The organism is Tessaracoccus pujii (genome assembly GCF_055326215.1).
Genome location: NZ_JBUZNP010000001.1, coordinates 349,244 through 369,424, shown reverse-complemented (window position 1 = coordinate 369,424; position 20,181 = coordinate 349,244). Strand labels below are relative to the sequence as shown.

Here is a 20,181-nt window from a genome sequence, read left to right as displayed (position 1 = left end):
GGTGCCCACCCCTGCTGGCTGAGGTGTCCACCCCTGCTGGCTGAGGTGCCGCGTAGCGGCCTCGAAGCCTAATAAACGTGGGCTGACAAGGAACGTTTTCTAGGCTTCGAGGCTCGTCGCTTCGCTCCTCGCACCTCAGCCAGCGGGAGGGGGCTCGTCTCTCTCGCTCCTTGCACCTCAGTGTCCGGGGCCGCGGGCGGCCTTGTGGCGCAAGAAGGAGCGTTCCTACAAATCAGCCAGCGGGAAGGGGCTCGTCGCTCTCGCTCCTCGCGCCTCAGGCAGCCGTGGGGCCGGGCGGAGACTAGCCGGTGTTCTGCAGGCCGGCCGCGGCGCCGTTGACGGTGAGCAGCAGCACCCGCGACCACACCGCTCGCTCCGCGTCGTCGATCGGCGACGCGGCGTCCCGGATGAGGCGCAGGGCGCGCAGCTGCAGGTGGCTGAGCGCGTCGATCGACGGCGCCCTCAGGCTCACCCGGCCCTGGAGCAGCGGCTTGGCCTCCAACAGCTCCGACTGGCCCATCGTCTCCAGCACGAGGCGCCTGGTCAGCTCCAGCTCGGTCAGCACCCGCTCGGTCACCTCGGGCTGCCCGCCCAGCGCCAGGAACGACTCCGCCAGCCGCGGGTTGGCCTTCGCCAGGCTCATCTCCGCGACGTCGATCAGGCTGGCGAACAGAGGCCACTCCCGGTAGGCCGCGCGCAGCCGCTCCGGATCCCCGACGGCGGCCAGGCCGGTGCCGAGCCCGTACCAGCCGGGGATGTTGGCGCGGATCTGGGACCAGGCGAACACCCACGGGATGGCCCGCAGGTCTGCCAGGTCGCGACCCTCGGTGGCCCCGCTGCGCCGCGCCGGCCGCGACCCCAGCCGCAGCTCGCCCAGCTCCTCCATGGGGCTGGACTCGGCCACCACGTCGGCGAACCCGGGGATCCGCACCAGCGACCACCACGCCTCGCGGGAGGCGCTCTCGACGGTGGCCGCGACATCGGCGAACCCGGCCGCCGCGTCGCGGTTGCGGCAGGTGGCGTCCTCGGTGCCGGCCAGCAGCACCGCCGAGGTGAGCCGCTCCAGGTGCGCCTGCGCCAGGGTCTCGTCGGCGTAGCGGGCGAAGATCACCTCGCCCTGCTCGGTGACCTTGAACCGTCCAGCCACCGATCCCGGCGGCTGGGCGAGGATGGCGCGGTGCAGCGGGCCGCCGCCGCGGCCGAGCGAGCCGCCGCGACCGTGGAAGATCGTGAGATGCACGCCGTGCCGGTCCGCCCACTCCACGAGCCCGCTCTGCGCGGTGTAGAGGGTCAGCGTCGCGCTGGCCGGGCCGACGTCCTTGGCCGAGTCCGAGTAGCCCACCATCACCTCGACGTGCCCCGCCGTCTGGCCGAGCCACGCCTGCGTGCTGGGCATCGGCAGCCAGCGCTCGAGGGTGTCGACGGCGCCGTTGAGGTCCGCGCCGGTCTCGAACAGCGGCACCACGTCGAGCCGCAGCGGGCCGTCGCCGACGGCCAGCCGGGCCAGCGCCCGCACCCCTACGAGGTGCTCGGCCGCCTGCGTGAAGCTGACGATGTAGCGGCCGCAGGACCGCGGGCCCCAGCGCTCCTGCAGCCAGGACATCACGCGCAGCGTGTCCAGGACCTCGCGGGTGCGCTCGCTCGTGGCGTGCACGTGGCTCGGCCAGCCGTCGACGGCGAGCCGGTCCAGGAGGGCGAGGCGGGCCTCGTCGTCGGCCGGCGCCTCGTCGAGCTGGCCGAGCAGCTCGTCGATCGCGGCCTTGTGGACGGCGCTGTGCTGGCGGACCTCGAGCTCGGCCAGGTGGAAGCCGAAGGTCTCGGTGAGCCAGATCAGGTGCTGCAGCTCGCCGAAGGCCGCTCGGTCGTCGCCGGAGGCGCGCAGCGAGTCCTGGATGAGGCGCAGGTCCTCCAGCAGCTCGTCGGGGCGGCGGTAGGCCAGCTCGATGCGGCCCTGCCGGGTGGCGGCGAGGCGCTCGGAGACGAAGAGCAGCTTCTGGCGGTGCGGCTCGCTGGGCGACGACGTGCGGATCGCGGCGAACGTGTCGGGCGCGGCGACGGCGTCGCGGGCCAGCGAGTTGGCCAGCTCCGGCGACGGCGGGGTGGCGTCGTCGCTCATCGTCAGGGTGCGCGCGATCCGCTGGGCGCCGGTGGCGAGCGCCCGCAGGGCGTGGTCTGCCTGGATGGCGGCGGTCTGCCGCGTCACCTCGGCTGTGACGAACGGGTTGCCGTCGCGGTCCCCGCCCACCCAGGAGCCGAACCGCAGGAACGCGGGCACGGCGGGCTCGCGGCGGCCCGCGTCGCCGTTGGAGATCACGGATTCGACGGAGCGGTACAGCCGCGGGACGGCGTGGAAGAGGGTCTGGTCGAAGACCTGCATGACGGCGCGCACCTCGTCGGAGGGCTGCGGCAGGGTGGTGCGCAGCGGGGAGGTGCGGCTGAGGATGTCGATCTCCTCGAGCATCCGGCGCAGCGCCGCGCCCCGCTCCTGCTGCCCGGCGGCGGCGTCGTCGTAGAGGTCGAGGTGGTCCCCGATCCGGTCCAGCGCCGATGACACCGCCCTGCGGCGGGCCTCAGTCGGGTGCGCGGTGAGCACGGGGTGGACGCGCAGGTCCCGCACCCGGGAGGCCAGCTCGCCCAGCGCCGCGACCGCGGGCCACATGTCCGGCGTGGCGTCCCCGGACCGTGGGTCGGCGCGGCGCAGCAGGCGGGAGCGGTGCCGCTCCTCGGCCAGGTTGATGAGGTGGAAGTGCACGGTGAGCGTCTGCGCCAGGGCGGCCGCCGTCGTGGCGGACAGGCCCTCGATGATGTGCGACGGCGCCTCCGGGTCCCCGCCGTCGGCTGCGCCCGCCGCGGCCTCCTGCAGCTGGTCCATGAGCGTGGCGAGCTCGCCGCGGCCCGACTCGGTGAGCACCTGCTGGTGCAGCTCGGTCAGCAGTGCGAGGTCCGCGACGAGGAGCGCGTCCGGGGAGGTGTCGACGGGGGGCTGGGCTTCTCGGGTCATGAGAGGGACGCCTTTCACTGGGAACACGCGATGGGCGATTATTCCTCAGTTCCGGCCTGCCGCGACATTCGTGCCCGGGCGCTGGTCACATGGGGGCGTTGGTGAACCGGCTGTAGTGGCCCTGGAAGAGGGCGTCGATCTTGCCCGTCTCGCCGTTGCGGTGCTTGGGGATGTGGAACGCCGCCAGGCCGCGCTCCTCGTCGGTGGGGTTCTGCGAGTACATCTCCGGGCGGTGCAGCATGATGACGATGTCCGCGTCCTGCTCCAGCGAGCCCGACTCGCGCAGGTCCGACAGCTGCGGGATGCCGTCCTTGCGCTGCTCGGTGTTACGCGAGAGCTGCGACAGGGCGATGACCGGGATCTCCAGCTCCTTGGCGAGCAGCTTGATCTGGCGGGAGAACTCCGAGACCTCCAACTGCCGCGACTCCACCTTCTTCCCGGAGCTCATCAGCTGGATGTAGTCGATGGCGAGCAGCTGCAGGTCGTGGCGCTGCTTGAGCCGGCGCGCCTTGGCGCGGATCTCCATCATGGTGAGGTTGGGGGAGTCGTCGATGAACAGGTTCTTCTCGCCCAGGATGGCCGACTTGTCCGTGACCCGCTGCCAGTCGTTCTCGTCCATCTTGCCGCCGCGGATCTTGCCCAGTGGCACCGACGCCTCCGCGGAGAGGATCTTCATCACGATCTCGGTGCGGCTCATCTCGAGCGAGAAGAACGCGGCCGTGAGGTTGTGGTGGATGGCCGCGGAGCGGCACACGTCCAGCGCGAAGGTGGACTTCCCGACGCCGGGGCGGGCCGCGACGATGATCATCTGGCCGGCGTGCAGGCCGTTGGTGATCCGGTCCAGGTCCACGAAACCCGTCGGGACGCCGGAGAGCGCGTCTCCGGAGGAGGCGATGGCCTCCATCTCGTCGAACGTGGGCTCGATGAGCTCGCGCAGCGACTTGTAGTCTTCCGACGCCTTCTTCTCCGTGACCTCGAAGAGGGTCTGCTGGGCCTCGTCGACGATCTTGTCCACCTCGCCCTGGCCCTGGTAGCCGAGCTGGGCGATGCGGATGGACGCGTTGACCAGGCGGCGCAGGACGGCCTTGTCCCGGACGAGCTCTGCGTAGTAGATGGCGTTGGCGGCGATGGAGACCGATGCCAGGAGGTCGTGCAGGTAGACGGCGCCGCCCACCTTCGACAGCTGCCCGGACTTGCCGAGCTCTCCGGCGATGGTGATGGGGTCTGCGGGCTCGCCGCGACCGTAGAGGTTGATGATCGCGTCGAAGATGGTCTCGTGGTTGGGGCGGTAGAAGTCCACCCCGCGCAGCACCTCGACCACGTCCGAGATGGCATCCTTCGACATCATCATGGCCCCGAGCACGCTCTGCTCGGCGGCCAGGTCCTGCGGCGGGGTGCGGTCCAGATCCCGATCGTCGTAGACGGCGGTCTGCGTCATGGTCCCCTCCTCATGGCCCCGGAATCCGGCCACAGGACAGGCTAGGGCACGCCTCCGACAGCTCCCGGCGGCCGGCTGTGGGCAAGCCTGGGGGTGGCCTGTGGACGGCCTGTGGACAACTCTCCGGAGGCAGTCGGGAGGCTGTGGACATGGTTGTGCGCCGAGCGTCACGGGCCGTTATCAAATCGTTATATTTGTCGTCGAGGCGGGCGTGTCGAGTCTGTTTGTCCACACATCGCCGTGACGACGCGTGGGCCGGGCGCATCTGAGGCGTGCCCGTCGGGCAGCGGGGACGGACGCGTCACCCAGGGCCGCGCCATACTCGTGTGGCTAGGCACGACACGTTAATTCTGGCATTTGTTGCGCGGCGATCCGCAGTCTGTGATAGAGGGCCGTCGGGCCACCGTCGCACCCCGACTCGTGGGCCGGTGGAAGGCTTTCCACAGGCCCGCGGCCCTCCCTGTGGACAAGTCTCTCCCGGAGCGGGCTAGCCGACCCCGCCGGTGGGCCCGATGCCCTGTCATGTCATGATGGGACCAGTTGAATCCGATACCCCCACGGGGTATTGTGGGTCGCGAGAAGGGGGTCCGATGACCGACATCATTGAGGGCAGCTGTCACGCCACGCACGGCTACACCCCGGAGAAGACGGCGTACCTTCGACGGCTCAAGCTGATCGAGGGCCAGACGCGCGGGATCGCGCGCATGGTGGAGGAGGATCAGTACTGCATCGACATCCTCACCCAGGTCACCGCCGTCACCAGCGCCCTCAAGGCGGTCTCGCTCGGCCTTCTCAACGATCACCTCTCCCACTGCGTCGCCGACGCCGCCCGCAAGGGTGGGCCGGAGGCCGAGGAGAAGATCGACGAAGCGATGCAGGCCATCAAGCGGCTCGTCCGCTGACCCACGAGAGGATTCACACCATGATCAGCAAGTACACCGTCTCCGGCATGACCTGCGGCAACTGCGTCAACCACGTCACCGAGGAGGTCTCCGAGGTGGCCGGGGTGGACAACGTCTCCGTCTCCCTGGACGACGGCTCGATGCTCGTCGAGTCCGCGGAGCGCATCCCCTTCGACGCCATCATCGAGGCCGTCCGCGAGGCGGGCAGCTACTCGGTCGTCGAGGCCTGACGCCGGCGGGTCCATCCCGCCCGCCTGAGCGCCGCCGTCGGCGCCCCATCACCTTCACCGTGTCCGCGCGTACCTTCGCGCCCTGAATCCGGAAAGGGCCTGCCATGGCCGGTTCCACCATCCAGCTCGACATCCAGGGCATGACCTGCGCCTCCTGCGCGGCCCGGATCGAGAAGAAGCTCAACAAGGTCGACGGCGTCACCGCCACCGTCAACTACTCCACGGAGCGGGCCACCGTCGAGGCGCCCACGGGCATCACCGCGCAGCGGCTCATGGAAGTGGTGGCTCAGGCGGGTTATGGCGCCACGCTGCCGGTCCCGGAGGCGGAGAAGGCCGACGAGGCGGCCGCGCTCAAGCCGCGGGTGCTGTGGTCCTTCGCGCTCAGCGTGCCGGTGGTGGTGGTCTCCATGGTGCCGGCCCTCCAGTTCCCCGCATGGCAGTGGGTGGCGCTGGTGCTCTCGAGCGTCGTGGTCCTGTGGCTGGGCCGCGGCTTCCACCAGGCCGCGTGGACCAACGCCCGCCACGGCACCACCACCATGGACACGCTGGTCTCGATGGGCACGCTCACCGCCTACGCGTGGTCCCTCTACGCGATGGTCTTCGGCCACGCCGGCATGATCGGGATGACGCACGAGTTCTCGCTCAGCCTCAGCCGGCAGGACGCCCGCGGATTCATCTACTTCGAGGCCGCCGTCACCATCATCTCCTTCCTCCTCCTGGGCCGATGGATCGAGGCCCGCGCCAAGACCGAGTCGGGGGCGGCGCTGCGCGCGCTGCTGGAGGTGGGCGCCAAGCAGGCCACCGTCGTCGTCGACGGCGGCGAACGCCTAGTGGACGTCAAGACCCTTCGCGTGGGGGACCTGATCGTGGTGCGGCCGGGCGAGAAGGTCGCGGCCGACGGCGAGGTGGTGGAGGGGCGCTCCGCCGTCGACGCCTCGATCATGACCGGCGAGTCGCTGCCGGTGGAGGTGGAGCCCGGGGCATCCGTGGTGGGCGGATCGGTCAACACGACGGGGCGGCTGGTGGTGCGCGCCACCGCCGTCGGCGCCCAGTCGCAGCTGGCGAGGATCGCGGCCATGGTGGAGGAGGCGCAGACCGGCAAGGCCGAGGTGCAGCGCCTCGCGGACAAGGTCTCCGGCATCTTCGTGCCGATCGTGCTGGTGATCGCCGCGCTCACGCTCGCCGGCCACCTGCTGGTGGGCAACGGGGTGACGATGTCGCTGTCGGCGGCCATCGCCGTGCTGATCATCGCCTGCCCGTGCGCGCTGGGCCTGGCCACGCCGTCGGCTCTGATGGTGGGCACCGGCCGCGGCGCCCAGCTCGGCACCGTGATCCGCGGGCCGCAGGTGCTGGAGCGCGCCCGCCGGGTGGAGACGGTGGTCTTCGACAAGACCGGCACGCTCACCAGCGGGCAGATGTCCGTGGCCGGTGTCGAGCCGGCCGACGGCGTCACCCGCGAGGAGCTACTGGAGCTCGCCGCCGCCGTCGAGTCCGGCTCGGAGCACCCGATCGCCCAGGCCATCGTCGCCGAGGTGGAGCGGCCGGGGGCTGTGACGGACTTCGTCAACGTGCCCGGGCGCGGGGTGCGCGGCGTGGTGGACGGGCGTGCGGTCTTCGCCGGCTCCGCCGCCTTCATGGCGGACCTCGGGCTGGCCCCGATGGCAGGGGAGGCAGGCCAAGTGGGCAGCGTCGTGGAGGTGGCCGATGAGCAGCGCATCCTCGGCCGGATCATCGTGGGCGACACCGTCAAGGAGTCCGCAGCCGCGGCCATCCGCGAGCTCAAGGCGCTGGGCCTGCATCCGGTGCTGCTGTCCGGGGACAACGAGCGCACCGCCCGCGCGGTGGCCGCCCAGGTGGGCATCGACGACGTGCGGGCGGGGGTGACTCCGGAGGGCAAGGTCGCGGCGATCAAGGAACTGCAGGCCGCGGGCCGGCAGGTGGCCATGGTGGGTGACGGCGTCAACGACGCGGCGGCCATCGCGCAGGCGGACCTGGGGATCGCGATGGGCACCGGGACCGACGCCGCGATCGCGGCGGGCGACATCACGCTCATGCGGCACGACCTCATGGCCGCCGTCGACGCGGTGAGGCTGTCGCGGGCCACGCTGCGCACCATCAAGTCCAACCTGGTGTGGGCGTTCGGCTACAACACCGCCGCCATCCCCCTGGCGGCGCTGGGGATGCTGACCCCCATCATCGCCGGCGCGGCCATGGCCTTCTCGAGCGTCTTCGTGGTCCTGAACAGCCTTCGGTTGAAGGGATTCCGGGGGGTCAAGGCCCGCTGACTGGGGGTGTTGTCATCCCGCGTCAAGAAAGGGTCAAGGACCCCGAAAACCCAGTACCGGGAGCGCGCGCGAGAGGCCCCGGATCGGGTACTGTTAGCGCGACACCCGATGGTGTCACCAAAGACCGCCCGACCGCTGCCGCCCCCCCAAGGGCAGCGGTCGGGCTCTTTTTTGTGCCGTGACGCACCACCGGCGCGGGTAGGTTGGGCCCATGAGCACCCGCATTGAAACCGACTCCATGGGCGAGGTCCCGGTCGACGACGACCGCTACTGGGGCGCGCAGACGCAGCGCAGCCTGCACAACTTCGACATCGGCCGCGACACCTTCGTCTGGGGACGCGCCATGATCCGCGCCCTCGGCGTGCTGAAGAAGGCCGCGGCGCAGGCCAACGCCGAGCTGGGTGAGCTCCCCGCGGACCGGGCAGAGCTCATCGCGCAGGCCGCCGACGACGTGATCGCCGGCCGCCTCGACGACCACTTCCCGCTGGTGGTGTTCCAGACCGGCTCCGGCACCCAGTCCAACATGAACTCCAACGAGGTCATCTCCAACCGCGCCATCGAGCTGGCCGGGGGAGTGCGCGGCTCGAAGACGCCCGTGCACCCCAACGACGACGTCAACCGGGGCCAGTCCTCCAACGACACCTTCCCCACCGCCATGCACATCGCGGTTGTGACGGAGCTGAACGAGCGGCTCTATCCGGCCATCGCCCGGCTCCGCGACGTGCTGGCGGCCAAGGCGGGGCAGTACGACGACGTGATCATGGTGGGCCGCACCCACCTGCAGGACGCCACTCCGGTGCGACTGGGCCAGGTCTTCGGCGGCTGGGTGGCGCAGCTGGACTTCGCCGTCGAGGGCGTGCGCCACGCCGACGGCCGGGCGCGGGACCTGGCGATCGGCGGCACCGCCGTCGGCACAGGGCTGAACGCGCACCCCGACTTCGGGCGCCTGGCCGCCGAAAAGATCACCGCGGAGACCGGGCTGGAGTTCCGGCAGGCCGAGAACCTGTTCGCGGCCCTCAGCGCCCATGACTCGCTCGTGGAGGTCAGCGGGGAGCTGAGGGTGCTGGCCGACGCGCTCATGAAGATCGCCAACGACGTCCGGTGGTACGCCAGCGGCCCGCGCAACGGCATCGGGGAGCTGAACATCCCGGAGAACGAGCCCGGCAGCTCGATCATGCCCGGCAAGGTCAACCCCACCCAGTCGGAGGCGCTCACCATGGTGGTGGCGAGGGTGTTCGGCAACGACGCCGCCGTCGGCTTCGCGGGTAGCCAGGGCAACTTCCAGCTCAACGTGTTCAAGCCGGTGATGGCGCACGCCGTGCTGGAGTCCATCCGGCTGCTGGCCGACGGGGCCCTGTCGTTCACCGAGCACTGCGCCGTCGGGATCGAGCCCAACCTGCCGCGGATCCAGCAGAACCTGGAGACCAACCTGATGCTGGTCACGGCCCTGAACCGGCACATCGGCTACGACAAGGCTGCCAAGATCGCCAAGCAGGCGCACAAGGAGGGCACGTCGCTGCGGGAGTCGGCGCTGGCCAACGGGCTGACCGGCGAGGACTTCGACGCGTGGGTCGTCCCGGGGGACATGACCGGGCCGTAGGGATCGCCGTCGTGCACGAATAGACGGCCTTTCCGCACTTCGGGCGCATGGAGGGGCTCGAAGTGCGAGTGTCGCGGCGTGTCGTGCACGGTGAGGCGCGGGTGGGAGCGTGCGGGGTGCGAGTGTGGAGGCCGCCCTCGCGCCTCAGCGGGTGGCCGCGACCTCGGCGTACAGCCTCAGCAGTTCGGCCGCCTGGGACTCGATCGTCCACTGCGACGCCAGCTCGACGGAGCGTGCAGAGGCGCGCGCGCGCCAGGCCTCGTCGGGGAGCCGGTCGATGACGCGCATGAGCCCGGCGGCCAGCGACGCGGCGGTGGGGCGCGTGATCTCGCCGTTGACCCCCGGCTCGATCACCAGCTGCAGCTCATGGTCCACGCTCACGATCGGCAGCCCGGCCAGGGCGGCCTCGTGCAGCACCAGCGCCTGGGTGTCGGTGAGGCTGGGGAACGCGAACACGTCCGCCATGCCGTAGTAGGCACCCAGCGCGTCGCGCTTCTGCTCACCCGGGAGGATGATCTTCCCGGCCGCCTTGCCCTCGGCCAGCACCTTCTTGATGCGCGTGTAGCGCTCCCAGTCCCCCACGACGCATAGCCGGGCATCCGGGCGTTGCGCGTGCACCAGGTTGAACGCCTCAGCGAGCAGCGGGATGCCCTTCTCCGGCGCGATCCGCCCGGCGTACAGCACCAGTGGACCGTCGGGGTGGGGGAACGGCGGCGGGCCGGGCGGGAGCGGGTCCACCCCGTTGGGCACCACGAGGATGTTGGCGTCGGGCGTGATGAGACGGAGGCGCTTGGCCGTCTTGGGCGACGGCGTGGTGATGAGGGTGGCCGTCTCCAGCATCTTCTCGCAGACGCTCAGCAGCGACGCGGTGGACCGGCCGCGGTCCTCGTAGCGGATCTCCGCGAGCCGGATGTCCTCCGCGCTGACGAACTGGCCTTTGGTGATCCGCGCGAAGGCCCGCAGCACCCCGGTCAGCAGGGGGAGGACGGCGGAGTAGTGGTCCGCGTAGGCGTCGAAGTCTGTATGCCAGGTCATCATCATCGGAATGCCCAGGCGGCGCGCGGCCCACGTGCCGAGGAGGCCGACGGTGCCGAACCCGTGCACGTGGAGGACGTCCGGGCGCATCTCGGCGATCTGATCGATGGTGCGCTCGAAGTGGCGGCCGTTGGCCACGCGCGTGGGCATCTTCGGCACCCGGACCGAGGGCAGCCGGATCTCCGTGCGGCCGGGGCGGCCGTGGTGCGGGTTGGGGCTCCTGGTCTCCGGGGCCACGACGATCACCTCGTGGCCGGCGTCCAGGAGATTGCCCTCGAGCTGCTGCACGGCGAACATGAGCCCGTTACTGCCAGGCCCGTAGTTGTCCGTGAACTGGGCCACCTTGAGGCGGCGGCCAGGCTCGGCGGCGGGAGAGGTCACCCGGTCACTCTATCGGCTCACCGCGGCGCCGTCGGCCCTCTAGGCTTCCGGCCATGCACGTTGTGATCGCGCCCGATTCGTTCAAGGGGACGCTGACCGCGGCGGAGGCGGCCGCACGGATCGCCGCCGGCTGGCTGCACGTCCGCCCGCGCGACACCGTCGCACTCCATCCCATGGCCGACGGCGGGGAGGGCACGCTGGAGGCGTTCGCCGCGGTGCCAGGTGCCGAGCGGATGCCGGTGCGGGTGGTGGACGCGGTGGGGCGCGCGCGGGAAGCGTCGTGGCTGCGGCTGCCCGACGGGACGGGGGTCGTCGAGCTGGCGGCGACGTGCGGGATCGAGGGCCTGGATCCGCTCGATCCCCGCGGCGCGCATACCACCGGGTTCGGCATGGCGGTGCGGGCGGCGATCGAGGCCGGGGTGTCGCGGCTGCTGCTGGCCATCGGCGGGAGCGCCTCCACCGACGCCGGCGCGGGGCTGCTGGTGGCGCTCGGGGCGCGGTTGCTCGACGACGCGGGGCGCGAGGTCACCTCGCCCGGCAACGGGGCGCTGCCGCGGGTGGCGTCGGTCGACCTGTCGGTGATCGTGCCGCCCCCGGCCGACGGCGCGGTGGTCCTGTCGGACGTGACGAATCCGCTGCTCGGCCCCCTGGGTGCGGCGGCGGTGTTCGGTCCGCAGAAGGGCGGAGGTGAGATCGTCGACGAGCTCGAGGTCAACGTCGGGCGCTTCGCGGAGCTGCTGGGCGGCGACGTCGAGGCGCCGGGGTCAGGGGCCGCCGGTGGTGCCGGGTTCGCGCTGCAGCGGTGGGGCGCGACGACGGAGTCCGGCGCGCGCGCGGTCGCGGAGGCTGTGGGGCTGGTCGACGCGCTCGTCGGCGCGGACCTGGTGATCACGGGCGAGGGCCGCTTCGACAGCCAGTCCGCGGGCGGCAAGGTGGTCTCCGTGGTGCGTGAGCTGGCCGGGGACGCGAGGGTCGCGGTGATCGCCGGGCGCCTGGACGCCCCCGTCGACGGGCTCGCAGGCGCCGTGTCGCTGTGGGACCTGGCGGGGGAGCGGGCGCTGACGGACGCGGCGGCGGTCGCGGAGGAGGCGGGTCGCGCGCTGGCTGCGCAGGTCGCTTCCTGACGCAGGGCCGCCTCATGCCTCCACGGTGACGCTGATCTGGTGGTATCCCTCGGCGCCGTCGGGGAACGGATCGGCCGGACCGGGCAGCTGCGGGGTGCCGGTGGCGTCCACCACCCGCACGGCGAGGAGGTGTTCGCCCGGGCTCGCGTCCCAGGGATAGGTCCACTGACGCCACATGTCGACGCCCGCGTCCGGTCCCTCGGTCGCCTCGCGCCAGGGCTCGTCGTCGACGCGGACCTCGATCCTCGAGATGCCGATCCCCTGCGCCCATGCCACGCCGGCAACGGCGACGCGGCCGGCGGGCACCGCGGCCCCCTGGCGTGGCACGTCGATGCGGCTGGCCGGCTTGACCGGCCCGCGCTCGCCCCAGCCCCGCACGGTCCAGTAGGCCTTGTCGCGGGCGAAGGTGGTGACGGTCAGGCCCGTGACCCACTTCGTCGATCCGACGTATCCGTACAAACCGGGCGTCACGAGCCGCACCGGCGCGCCGTGGTTGCGGGGGAGCGGCTCACCGTTCATGCCGACGGCCAGCAGGGCCATCCGGTCGTCCGTCAGCGCCTGGAGGGGGGTGGAGATGGTGAACCCGTCGACCGACCGGCTCAGCACCATGTCCGCGCCGGCCTCCGGGCGGGCCAGCGCCAGGACGTCGGCCACCCGCACGCCCAGCCATCTGGCGGCGCCGATGTACTCCCCTCCCACCGGATTGCTGACGCACAACATGGTGATGTCGGCCTCCACCACGTCCATGGCCACGAGCTGGTCCCAGGTCAGGGTCACCGGGCGCTCCACCATGCCGTCGACCGTCAGGCTCCACTCGCGATAGCTGAGGTTCGGTGGGCTGAGCGAGGTGTCGATGCGGTAGAACTCGCGTGTGGGGGTGTAGAGCCGCGACACTCCCTCGACCGTCGACTCCAGTCCCGCGGCCCGGGCGGGGAGCGGGTCCAGCGGCACCGGCAGGACGGGTGGCCCCACGGGCGCGACGGTGGGCACGAGCTCTGCGGCGCCGAGCCCGACCAGCGCCGCCCCGCCCCCGGCGGCGCCGACCAGCAGCCGCCGTCGGCTCAGGGCCGCCGGGGCCACGTCGTCGGCCGCCGCGGTGACGCGCTGGAATGCGGTGAGGACAGCACCGCCCACCACGACCGCCGCCACCGACGGCAGGGCCCAGAGCGGCGTGGCCTCAGGGTCGGCGAGCGCGGCCACCAGGCACAGCGCCCCGAGCGCCCCGGCCGCCACCCACGCCCCTGTCAGCGAGCGGGTGGCGAGGCGGCCCACGGCCAGGCCGAGCAATGCGACGACGGCGGCCACACCCGCGAGGAGGATGGCCTTGTCCGCAGTCCCCAAGGTGCTGACCGCCCACTCCTTGACCGGGGTCGGGGTCAGGTCGACGATCCGGTTGGCGACGGCGATGAGGGGAGAGGAGCCCGACGACACGAGCGCCGACAGGCCGTGCCCCACGCCCAGCCCGGCCGCTACCGCAGTCAGGCCCTCAAGGGCGGGCAGGCGTCCTCGCTCTGGCATGTCTCCATAGTGCCCCCTGCGCCAAAGGCTGCGGTCAGGCATTTGGGTTGAGCCGGACACGGCTCTGCTTGACTGGTCTTGAGCCGGACACGGCTCTCGACGGGGTGTCTCGAGCCTGATCCGAGGCTCAACCCGCGAGCGGCCCCGATGTGAACGATCCACGCCCCGCGAGATCCAGATCCGGCTCAACACCGGCAGCGGGAGGCTCGCCAGGTGCGACGGCCAGAGTGTGCACGCGGGTGCAGCGGGCGATCAGATCCGGGTCGTGCGTGAGGACCAGCACCGGAACCGCGGCGAACTCGCGCCACACGTCGTCCATCAGCGCGGTGGCCGTCTCGCGGTCCAGATGCTCGGTGGGCTCGTCGAGGATGACGAGGTCGGGTGCGCCGACCAGAAGCCGCGACAATGCCAGTCTCCGCCGCTCCCCGCCGCTCAGCGTCATGCCCGCCTCGCCGATGCGCCGCTGCGGGTCCATCTGCAGGCCGGCACGGGCGAGGGCGGCGCGGATGTCGTCGTCGGTTGCGTCGCGGTTGCCGATCCGCACGTTCTCCGCGACCGTCGTGGCGAAGATGTGCGCGTCCTGGGCCAGGTACCCCACGCGGCCGCAGCGCCGCACCTCGCCGGCCAGCGGCGGGATGAGGCCCATCACCGTGGCCGCCAGCGTGGTCTTCCCCACACCCGAGGGCCCGACGACGGCCACCTGCTCCCCCGGCTCCACAACGAGGTCCACCCCGTGCTGCACCGGCCCGGCGCCCGGCCACCCCACCGCGACACCAGTGACCTCCAGCCCCGGCGCGCCGTCGCCGTCGGCCGCCGCGTCTCCACTGCCGACGGCGGGCTCGGCCAGGACCTCGTCGAGCCGGTCCAGCGCGGACCGGGAGCGGGTGTAGGTCTGCGCGGCCTGCGCGAACGTCGCCAGCACCTCATGGAGCGCCAGGGGGGTGAGCGCCAGGACCGCCAGGAACCGGGGGTCGAGCTCGCCCGATGCGACGGCGCCCGTGCCGAACCACAGCGCCGCCAGCACCGCGACCCCGGCCGCCACCACCTGACCCGCCGTCGCCACGCCCCGGATCCAGGCGCCGTGCGCCTCCTGAGCGCGCAGCTCGTCGTCGACGGCGAGCAGCCGGCTCAGCGTGGGGCCCTGCGCTCCATAGGCCACGAGATCCCCGGACGTGCGAGCCAGCTCGCGCACCCCGTCGGCCAGCCGCCCCCGCGTGGGAACGGCGGCCGTGTCCACGCCACGGCTCACGCGCTGCGTCCACAGCGGGAGGACGACACCGGCAAGCAGGGCCGTGACGAGCAGGGCGGTGGCGCTGGGCCAGTTGACGACCGCGAGGATGAGGACCGCGGCCAGCACGACGGTCGCGGCGGAGACGAGCGGGATCACCACGCGCACGACGAGGTCCTGGATGGCCGCGACATCTGCCACGACGCGGGTGAGCAGGTCACCGCGGCGTCGCCCGATCAGCGTGGTGCCGCTCAGCTTGTCGTAGAGCCGTACGCGGAGCGCGCCCTGGAGACGGAGGGCGACATCGTGGCCCACGAGCCGCTCCACGTAGCGGAACACGCCGCGCGAGATGCCGAACGCGCGCACGCCCACGGCGGCGGGTTGCAGGTACAGGACCGGGGGAGCCATCGCGGCGAACGAGATGAGCCACGCGGACACGCCCATGAGCGCCACGGACGACGCGGAGGCCAGGGAGGCGACAAGGATCGCGAGGAGGAAACGGGACCGGGCTCTGGGGACGGAGGCCAGGAGGTCGCGGAGGAGGTTGGCGGGGGAGCCCGGCGGGCAGACCGCCGGAGGCGACCCGTCGGTACGGCCCGCGCCGCTTCGCGGGCGAACCCCTCCGTCGTCGGGCCCGGGGCGGCGCCCAGGTACCGTGGCAGGGCGGGCCACCCCCTCGGTGGGGCCAGGACGCGTGGGGGCGGGGGCGGCCGCGACGACGACCCGGTCAGCCGCTGCCAGGACGGCCGGCCGGTGGCTCACGATCAGCGCGCCTGCGCCGGTGGCACGCACCGCCTCGATGACCCGCGCTTCCGTCTCGGCGTCCAGCCCGGCGGTGGGCTCGTCGAGCACCAGCAACCGCGCGCCCGAACGGACCCGCACCAGCGCCCGTGCCAGCGCCACGCGACGACGCTCGCCCGCGGACAGGCCCTCGCCGTCGTCGCCGACGGCCTTGTCCGGCCCGAAGTCCGCGCCGGCGTCGGCCAGCGCGCGCCCTACGTCCTCGGCCGTCGCACCCGGCGACCCCAGCGCGACGTTGTGGCCCACGGTTCCGTTCAACATCCCCGGCTCCTGCGCCACCCACGCCAGCTGCGCCCGCCACGACGCGAGGTTCACCGTCGTCAGGTCCACGCCGTCGACGGAGACCCGCCCCGACGCCGGCGCCAGGAACCCCAGCGCCATGGCCAACGCCGTCGACTTGCCGCCGCCGGAGGCTCCGGTCAACGCAACCACCTCACCGGGCGCCACCTCGACCGTCAGGGCCTCCACGGCGGGAGTGGCCGCGCCCGGGTAGCTGTAGGCCACGTCGTCGAGGCGCAGTACCCCTCCCCGTGGCGCGGCCACGGTGCCGGCGTGCGCCGAGGCGCCGTCGATCACCTCGAACGCCGCGTCGGCGGCGGTCACCCCGTCGGCGGAGTCGTGGAAGTGCACGCCCACCTGCCGCACCGGCAGGAAGGCCTCCGGGGCGAGGATGAGGACGAAGAGTGCGGTGGTGAAGTCGACGTCGCCGTAGACCAGCCGGAACCCCACCGTCACCGCGACCACCGCCACCGACAGCGTGGCCAGCAGCTCCAGCGCGAACGACGAGAGGAACGAGATGACCAGCGTCTTCATCGTGGCCTCGCGGTACTGCTCCTCGCCCAGCTCCACCCCGCGCCGCTGCGCCCGCGCCCGGGCGAAGGCCTGCAGGGTTGGCAGCCCGGCGATGAGGTCCGCGAAGTGGTTGGCCAACCGGTCCGCCACCGCGAAGCTGCGCCGCGTGGCCTTCTCCGTGGTCCAGCCGATGAGCGCCATGAACACCGGGATGAGCGGGAGCGTGAAGGCGACGATGATCGCCGAGGGCCAGTCCGCCAGCAGGATCGCGCCGCCGACGATGAACGGGACGGTCGCGGCGAGGCCGAGCTGCGGCAGGTACTTGGAGAAGTAGCCGTCCAGCGCGTCGACGCCCTGCGTGACGATGCGGATCAGCGAGGCCGACGACGTGGCGCCGACGGGGGTGTCGAGGCGGGCGGCGAGGATGTCGCGGCGTAGCTGGGACTTCACGGCGGCCGCGGAGCGGTGGGCCAGGGTGGAACTCAGCCAGGCGAGCAGCCCCCGGCCAAGGAACACGGCGGCCAGCGCGGCCAGCGCCCCGGGCCAGCCGACCGGCAGTGCCCGGGCATCGAAGGCGCGCGTGATCCAGTCCGCCAAGACCCTGGCCTGGACGATGAGCAGCACGGCGGTGGCGAGGCCGACGAGCACCGTCGCCACCATGAACCACCGCGTGACCCTGCCTCTGCGGAAGAGTCTGGGATGGATCGGGCCTGCCACCGGGCCAGTCTCCCACAGCCCCTCAACGGTTCCCTCAGTGAGCCGCGACCACCTCGTCGGGGATGTTCTTCGTCGAGATGCGGCGGCTGAACACCCAGTAGGACCACGCCTGATAGCCCAGCACGATCGGCACGAAGATCACCGCGGCCCACGTCATGATGGTGAGCGTGGTGTCCGACGACGCGGCGCTGAGGATGTTGAGGCGCTCGTCGACGGCGACCCCCTCGTCCTGCGCGAAGCCCAGGTTGCCGTACATCTTGACGAAGATCCCGACGAACAGCGTGACGACGGAGGTGCCGGTGAGAATGAAGCCCCAGCCGTCGCGGCCGCTACGGATCATCACGGTGGCGCCGAGGATGGCGAGGATCGAGATGACGCCCACGGCCCACACGATGAGGGAGAAGTCGCCGAACTCGGAGGTGGCCGGGTAGAACACGTTCTGGCTGATCACGAACAGCGCGACCAGCGCGGTGGCGATCCAGCCCACCTTGGAGCCGAAGGACTCGGCGCGCTCGTGGATGTGGCCCTTGGTCTTCAGCGCGATGAACGCCGAGCCGTGCACCAGGAACAGCACCACCAGCATCACGCCGCCGAGCAGCGCGAAGGGTCCGAACAGCCCCCAGAACGAGCCGTTCCACAGCAGGCCGTCGTTGGCGAGGCCGATGACGAAGTTGGCGAACCCGACGCCGAACACCAGCGACGGCAGGAACGAGCCGACGATGGCGAACCAGTCCAGCATCGCCCGGTAGCGGCTGTCGGGGTGCTTCGAGCGGTACTCGAAGGCCACGCCGCGCAGGATGAGGCCGACGAGCACCAGGAGCAGCGGCAGGTAGAGCCCGGAGAATAGCGAGGCGTACCAGCCGGGGAAGGCCGCGAACATCGCGCCGCCGGCCGTCAGTAGCCACACCTCGTTGCCGTCCCACACGGGACCGATGGTGTTGACGATGACGCGCTTGTCCTTGTCGTTCCTCCCGAGGACGGGGATCAACATGGCGACGCCGTAGTCGAAGCCCTCGAGGAAGAAGTAGCCAAGCCACAGCACCGTGAGGAGCAGGAACCACACCAGGGGCAGCGCGGGGACGGAGACGGTTGCTTCAAGCAGAGTGGTCATCTCGGTGTCTCTCTCAGTACGCGAACGTCAGCGGGGCGTCGGCATCGGTCTGGACCTCGACGGGCGCGACCTCGGGCAGACCCGCCTTCGCGTACTTGAGGAACAGCCACACCTCGATCACGGCGAGCCCGCCGTAGATGAGCGTGTACACGATCATGGAGAACGCCACCTCCGCGACGCTCGCGGTCGGCGACACGCCGGCGGCCGTCGGCATCACTCCGGCGACGATCCACGGCTGGCGACCCATCTCGGTGAAGATCCATCCGAACGAGATCGCGAACAGCGGCAGCAGCGGCATGGCGAACATCAGCAGGGTCCACACCAGTCCGGGCTTCGGCAGCCGGTCCTTGCGGGTCACCCACAGCGTCAGCGCGCCGATGGCCATGCCCATCATGCCGAGGCCGATCATGAGCCGGAAGGTCCAGTAGGACACCGGGACGATGGGCATCGGGTCGATGTCCGGGTAGTTGGCGGCGAGTTCGTCGGCGTACTGCTCCTGGATGGAGGTCTGCGTCCCGTCGAACTGCCGGAAGCCGTCGGTGGTGTACTCCTCGCGCAGGTCGTTGATGCCCTTGACCTCTTCGTGGCCCGACAGGATGGAGAGCAGGCCGGGCACCTTGATGGCCCAGACCTCCTCGGTGCCGTCGAGGTTGCCGATGGTGACGATCGAGAACGGCGCGTTGCGCTCGGTGTTGAACAGCGCCTCGGCCGCGGCCATCTTCATGGGCTGCACCTGCGTCATGGCCTTGGACTGCAGGTCGCCGCTGATGATCGTGACGACGGAGGCGGCCAGCAGCACCCACGCGCCCAGGCGCACGGCGAACCGGTAGGTGTCCGCGTCGCCCGGCTTGGCCTCGCCGTCCCGGTTGATCCTGGCCAGGTGCCAGCCGGCGATGCCGGCCATGAGGCCTCCGGCCACCATGTACGACGACGCCATGACGTGTGGGAACGTGACGAGGAACACGGGGTTGGTGAGGACCTCGAGGAAGCCGGCGACACCGTCGAGCTCGGCGCGCCCGTTGTTGAACACGGTGCCGACGGGGTTCTGCATCCAGGAGTTGGCTGCGAGGATGAACACCGCGGAGAGCATCGTGCCGATGGCCGCCATGTAGATGGTCATCAGGTGGATCTTCTTCGGCAGCTTGTCCCAGCCGAAGATCCACAGCCCGATGAAGGTGGATTCCAAGAAGAATGCCAACAGCGCCTCGAGGGCGAGCGGGGCGCCGAACACGTCACCGACGAACCGGGAGTACTCGGACCAGTTCATGCCGAACTGGAATTCCTGCACGATGCCGGTGACCACGCCGAGCGCGAAGTTGATGAGGAAGAGCTTTCCGAAAAACTTCGTGAGCCGCAGGTAGGCGTCCTTGCCTGTGCGCACCCAGATTGTCTGCAGTACCGCCACCAGCATCGACATCGCGATGGTGATGGGGACGAAGAGAAAGTGGTAAACAGTGGTGATCCCGAATTGCCACCGTGCCAGGCTCACAGCATCCATGCTCGGATCGTACTACGGGGGGTCGTAATTCAACAACCAAGTCCATCCGAGAGGTGACTCCGCCGTTTATGCTTGGCCCCATGCCGTCACGTGGAGAACTTGAGCAGCGCGTCATGGAGCTGCTGTGGGCTTCCGACGTGCCCAGATCCGTCGCCGATGTCCACCAGGACCTGAGCGCCGAGCGGGAGCTGGCCTACACCACCGTCATGACGGTGCTGGACCGCCTGGCGAAGAAGGGCCTGGTCTCGCGTGAACTGATCGCCCGCGCGTGGCAGTACCGGCCCACGTCGTCGCAGGCCGAGGTGGTGGTGCGCGACCTCATGCGCCAGCTCGAGCGTGTGCCGCTGCAGGTCCGAGCCGAGGCCCTGCGTCGCCTCGCGGATTCCCTGACCGACGAGGAGCGGGCGGCGCTGGCCGGCCCGGTCCCCATCGGCTGAGCGGGGGATCAGCCGGACCCGTCCTTCTTGGACGTCTTCTTCCGATTCTTCTTGCCGTTCCCGGTGTCCTTCTTGCCGTTCCC

General features: G+C 71.2%; 13 protein-coding genes. 6 read left to right on the top strand and 7 right to left on the bottom strand.

The window, feature by feature from the left end; genetic code table 11:
- Nucleotides 1–301: 301 nt before the first annotated feature.
- Nucleotides 302–3,001 (bottom strand): phosphoenolpyruvate carboxylase, encoded by a 2,700-nt coding sequence (locus ACZK5N_RS01570; RefSeq protein WP_458995297.1) that lies wholly within the window; start codon nucleotides 2,999–3,001, stop codon nucleotides 302–304.
- Between the two features lie 85 nt (nucleotides 3,002–3,086).
- Nucleotides 3,087–4,439: a replicative DNA helicase gene (gene dnaB, locus ACZK5N_RS01565; protein ID WP_458995296.1), complete on the bottom strand. Its 1,353-nt coding sequence runs from the start codon at nucleotides 4,437–4,439 to the stop codon at nucleotides 3,087–3,089.
- Nucleotides 4,440–5,029: 590 nt separating this feature from the next.
- On the opposite strand from dnaB, the gene ACZK5N_RS01560 reads away from it, so the two are divergent.
- From ACZK5N_RS01560 to fumC, 4 genes are all read left to right on the top strand, one after another.
- Nucleotides 5,030–5,341 carry a metal-sensitive transcriptional regulator gene (locus tag ACZK5N_RS01560; protein ID WP_458995295.1) on the top strand — a complete coding sequence of 104 codons (312 nt, stop codon included), beginning with the start codon at nucleotides 5,030–5,032 and terminating at the stop codon, nucleotides 5,339–5,341.
- A 20-nt stretch (nucleotides 5,342–5,361) separates the two neighbouring features.
- Nucleotides 5,362–5,571 (top strand): heavy-metal-associated domain-containing protein, encoded by a 210-nt coding sequence (locus tag ACZK5N_RS01555; RefSeq protein ID WP_458995294.1) that lies wholly within the window; start codon nucleotides 5,362–5,364, stop codon nucleotides 5,569–5,571.
- A 104-nt stretch (nucleotides 5,572–5,675) separates the two neighbouring features.
- Nucleotides 5,676–7,856: a heavy metal translocating P-type ATPase gene (locus ACZK5N_RS01550; RefSeq protein ID WP_458995293.1), complete on the top strand. Its 2,181-nt coding sequence runs from the start codon at nucleotides 5,676–5,678 to the stop codon at nucleotides 7,854–7,856.
- 211 nt (nucleotides 7,857–8,067) lie between these two features.
- On the top strand, nucleotides 8,068–9,456 hold the full coding sequence (gene fumC / locus ACZK5N_RS01545; RefSeq protein WP_459018135.1) for a class II fumarate hydratase: 1,389 nt from the start codon (nucleotides 8,068–8,070) through the stop codon (nucleotides 9,454–9,456).
- Between the two features lie 144 nt (nucleotides 9,457–9,600).
- Here the strand turns inward: fumC and ACZK5N_RS01540 are convergent, their stop codons facing one another.
- Nucleotides 9,601–10,872 (bottom strand): glycosyltransferase, encoded by a 1,272-nt coding sequence (locus tag ACZK5N_RS01540; RefSeq protein ID WP_459018134.1) that lies wholly within the window; start codon nucleotides 10,870–10,872, stop codon nucleotides 9,601–9,603.
- A 53-nt stretch (nucleotides 10,873–10,925) separates the two neighbouring features.
- Here ACZK5N_RS01540 and ACZK5N_RS01535 point away from each other — a divergent pair, with 53 nt between their 5' ends.
- A complete protein-coding gene (locus ACZK5N_RS01535; protein WP_459018132.1) occupies nucleotides 10,926–11,996 on the top strand; it encodes a glycerate kinase in 1,071 nt (356 codons plus the stop codon).
- 12 nt (nucleotides 11,997–12,008) lie between these two features.
- On the opposite strand, the gene ACZK5N_RS01530 is transcribed toward ACZK5N_RS01535, so the two are convergent.
- The 4 genes from ACZK5N_RS01530 to ACZK5N_RS01515 all read right to left on the bottom strand — a co-directional run bounded on the left by ACZK5N_RS01530 (nucleotide 12,009) and on the right by ACZK5N_RS01515 (nucleotide 19,661).
- Nucleotides 12,009–13,514 carry a molybdopterin-dependent oxidoreductase gene (locus ACZK5N_RS01530; RefSeq protein ID WP_459018130.1) on the bottom strand — a complete coding sequence of 502 codons (1,506 nt, stop codon included), beginning with the start codon at nucleotides 13,512–13,514 and terminating at the stop codon, nucleotides 12,009–12,011.
- A gap of 127 nt (nucleotides 13,515–13,641) precedes the next feature.
- Nucleotides 13,642–17,052 (bottom strand): thiol reductant ABC exporter subunit CydD, encoded by a 3,411-nt coding sequence (gene cydD, locus ACZK5N_RS01525; protein ID WP_459018128.1) that lies wholly within the window; start codon nucleotides 17,050–17,052, stop codon nucleotides 13,642–13,644.
- A 34-nt stretch (nucleotides 17,053–17,086) separates the two neighbouring features.
- Nucleotides 17,087–18,163 carry a cytochrome d ubiquinol oxidase subunit II gene (gene cydB / locus ACZK5N_RS01520; protein WP_459018127.1) on the bottom strand — a complete coding sequence of 359 codons (1,077 nt, stop codon included), beginning with the start codon at nucleotides 18,161–18,163 and terminating at the stop codon, nucleotides 17,087–17,089.
- A gap of 13 nt (nucleotides 18,164–18,176) precedes the next feature.
- Nucleotides 18,177–19,661 carry a cytochrome ubiquinol oxidase subunit I gene (locus ACZK5N_RS01515; RefSeq protein WP_459018126.1) on the bottom strand — a complete coding sequence of 495 codons (1,485 nt, stop codon included), beginning with the start codon at nucleotides 19,659–19,661 and terminating at the stop codon, nucleotides 18,177–18,179.
- An 80-nt stretch (nucleotides 19,662–19,741) separates the two neighbouring features.
- Between ACZK5N_RS01515 and ACZK5N_RS01510 the strand changes: the two genes are divergently transcribed.
- Nucleotides 19,742–20,098, top strand: a complete 357-nt coding sequence (locus tag ACZK5N_RS01510; RefSeq protein ID WP_459018125.1) for a BlaI/MecI/CopY family transcriptional regulator — start codon at nucleotides 19,742–19,744, stop codon at nucleotides 20,096–20,098.
- The last annotated feature ends 83 nt before the right edge of the window (nucleotides 20,099–20,181 follow it).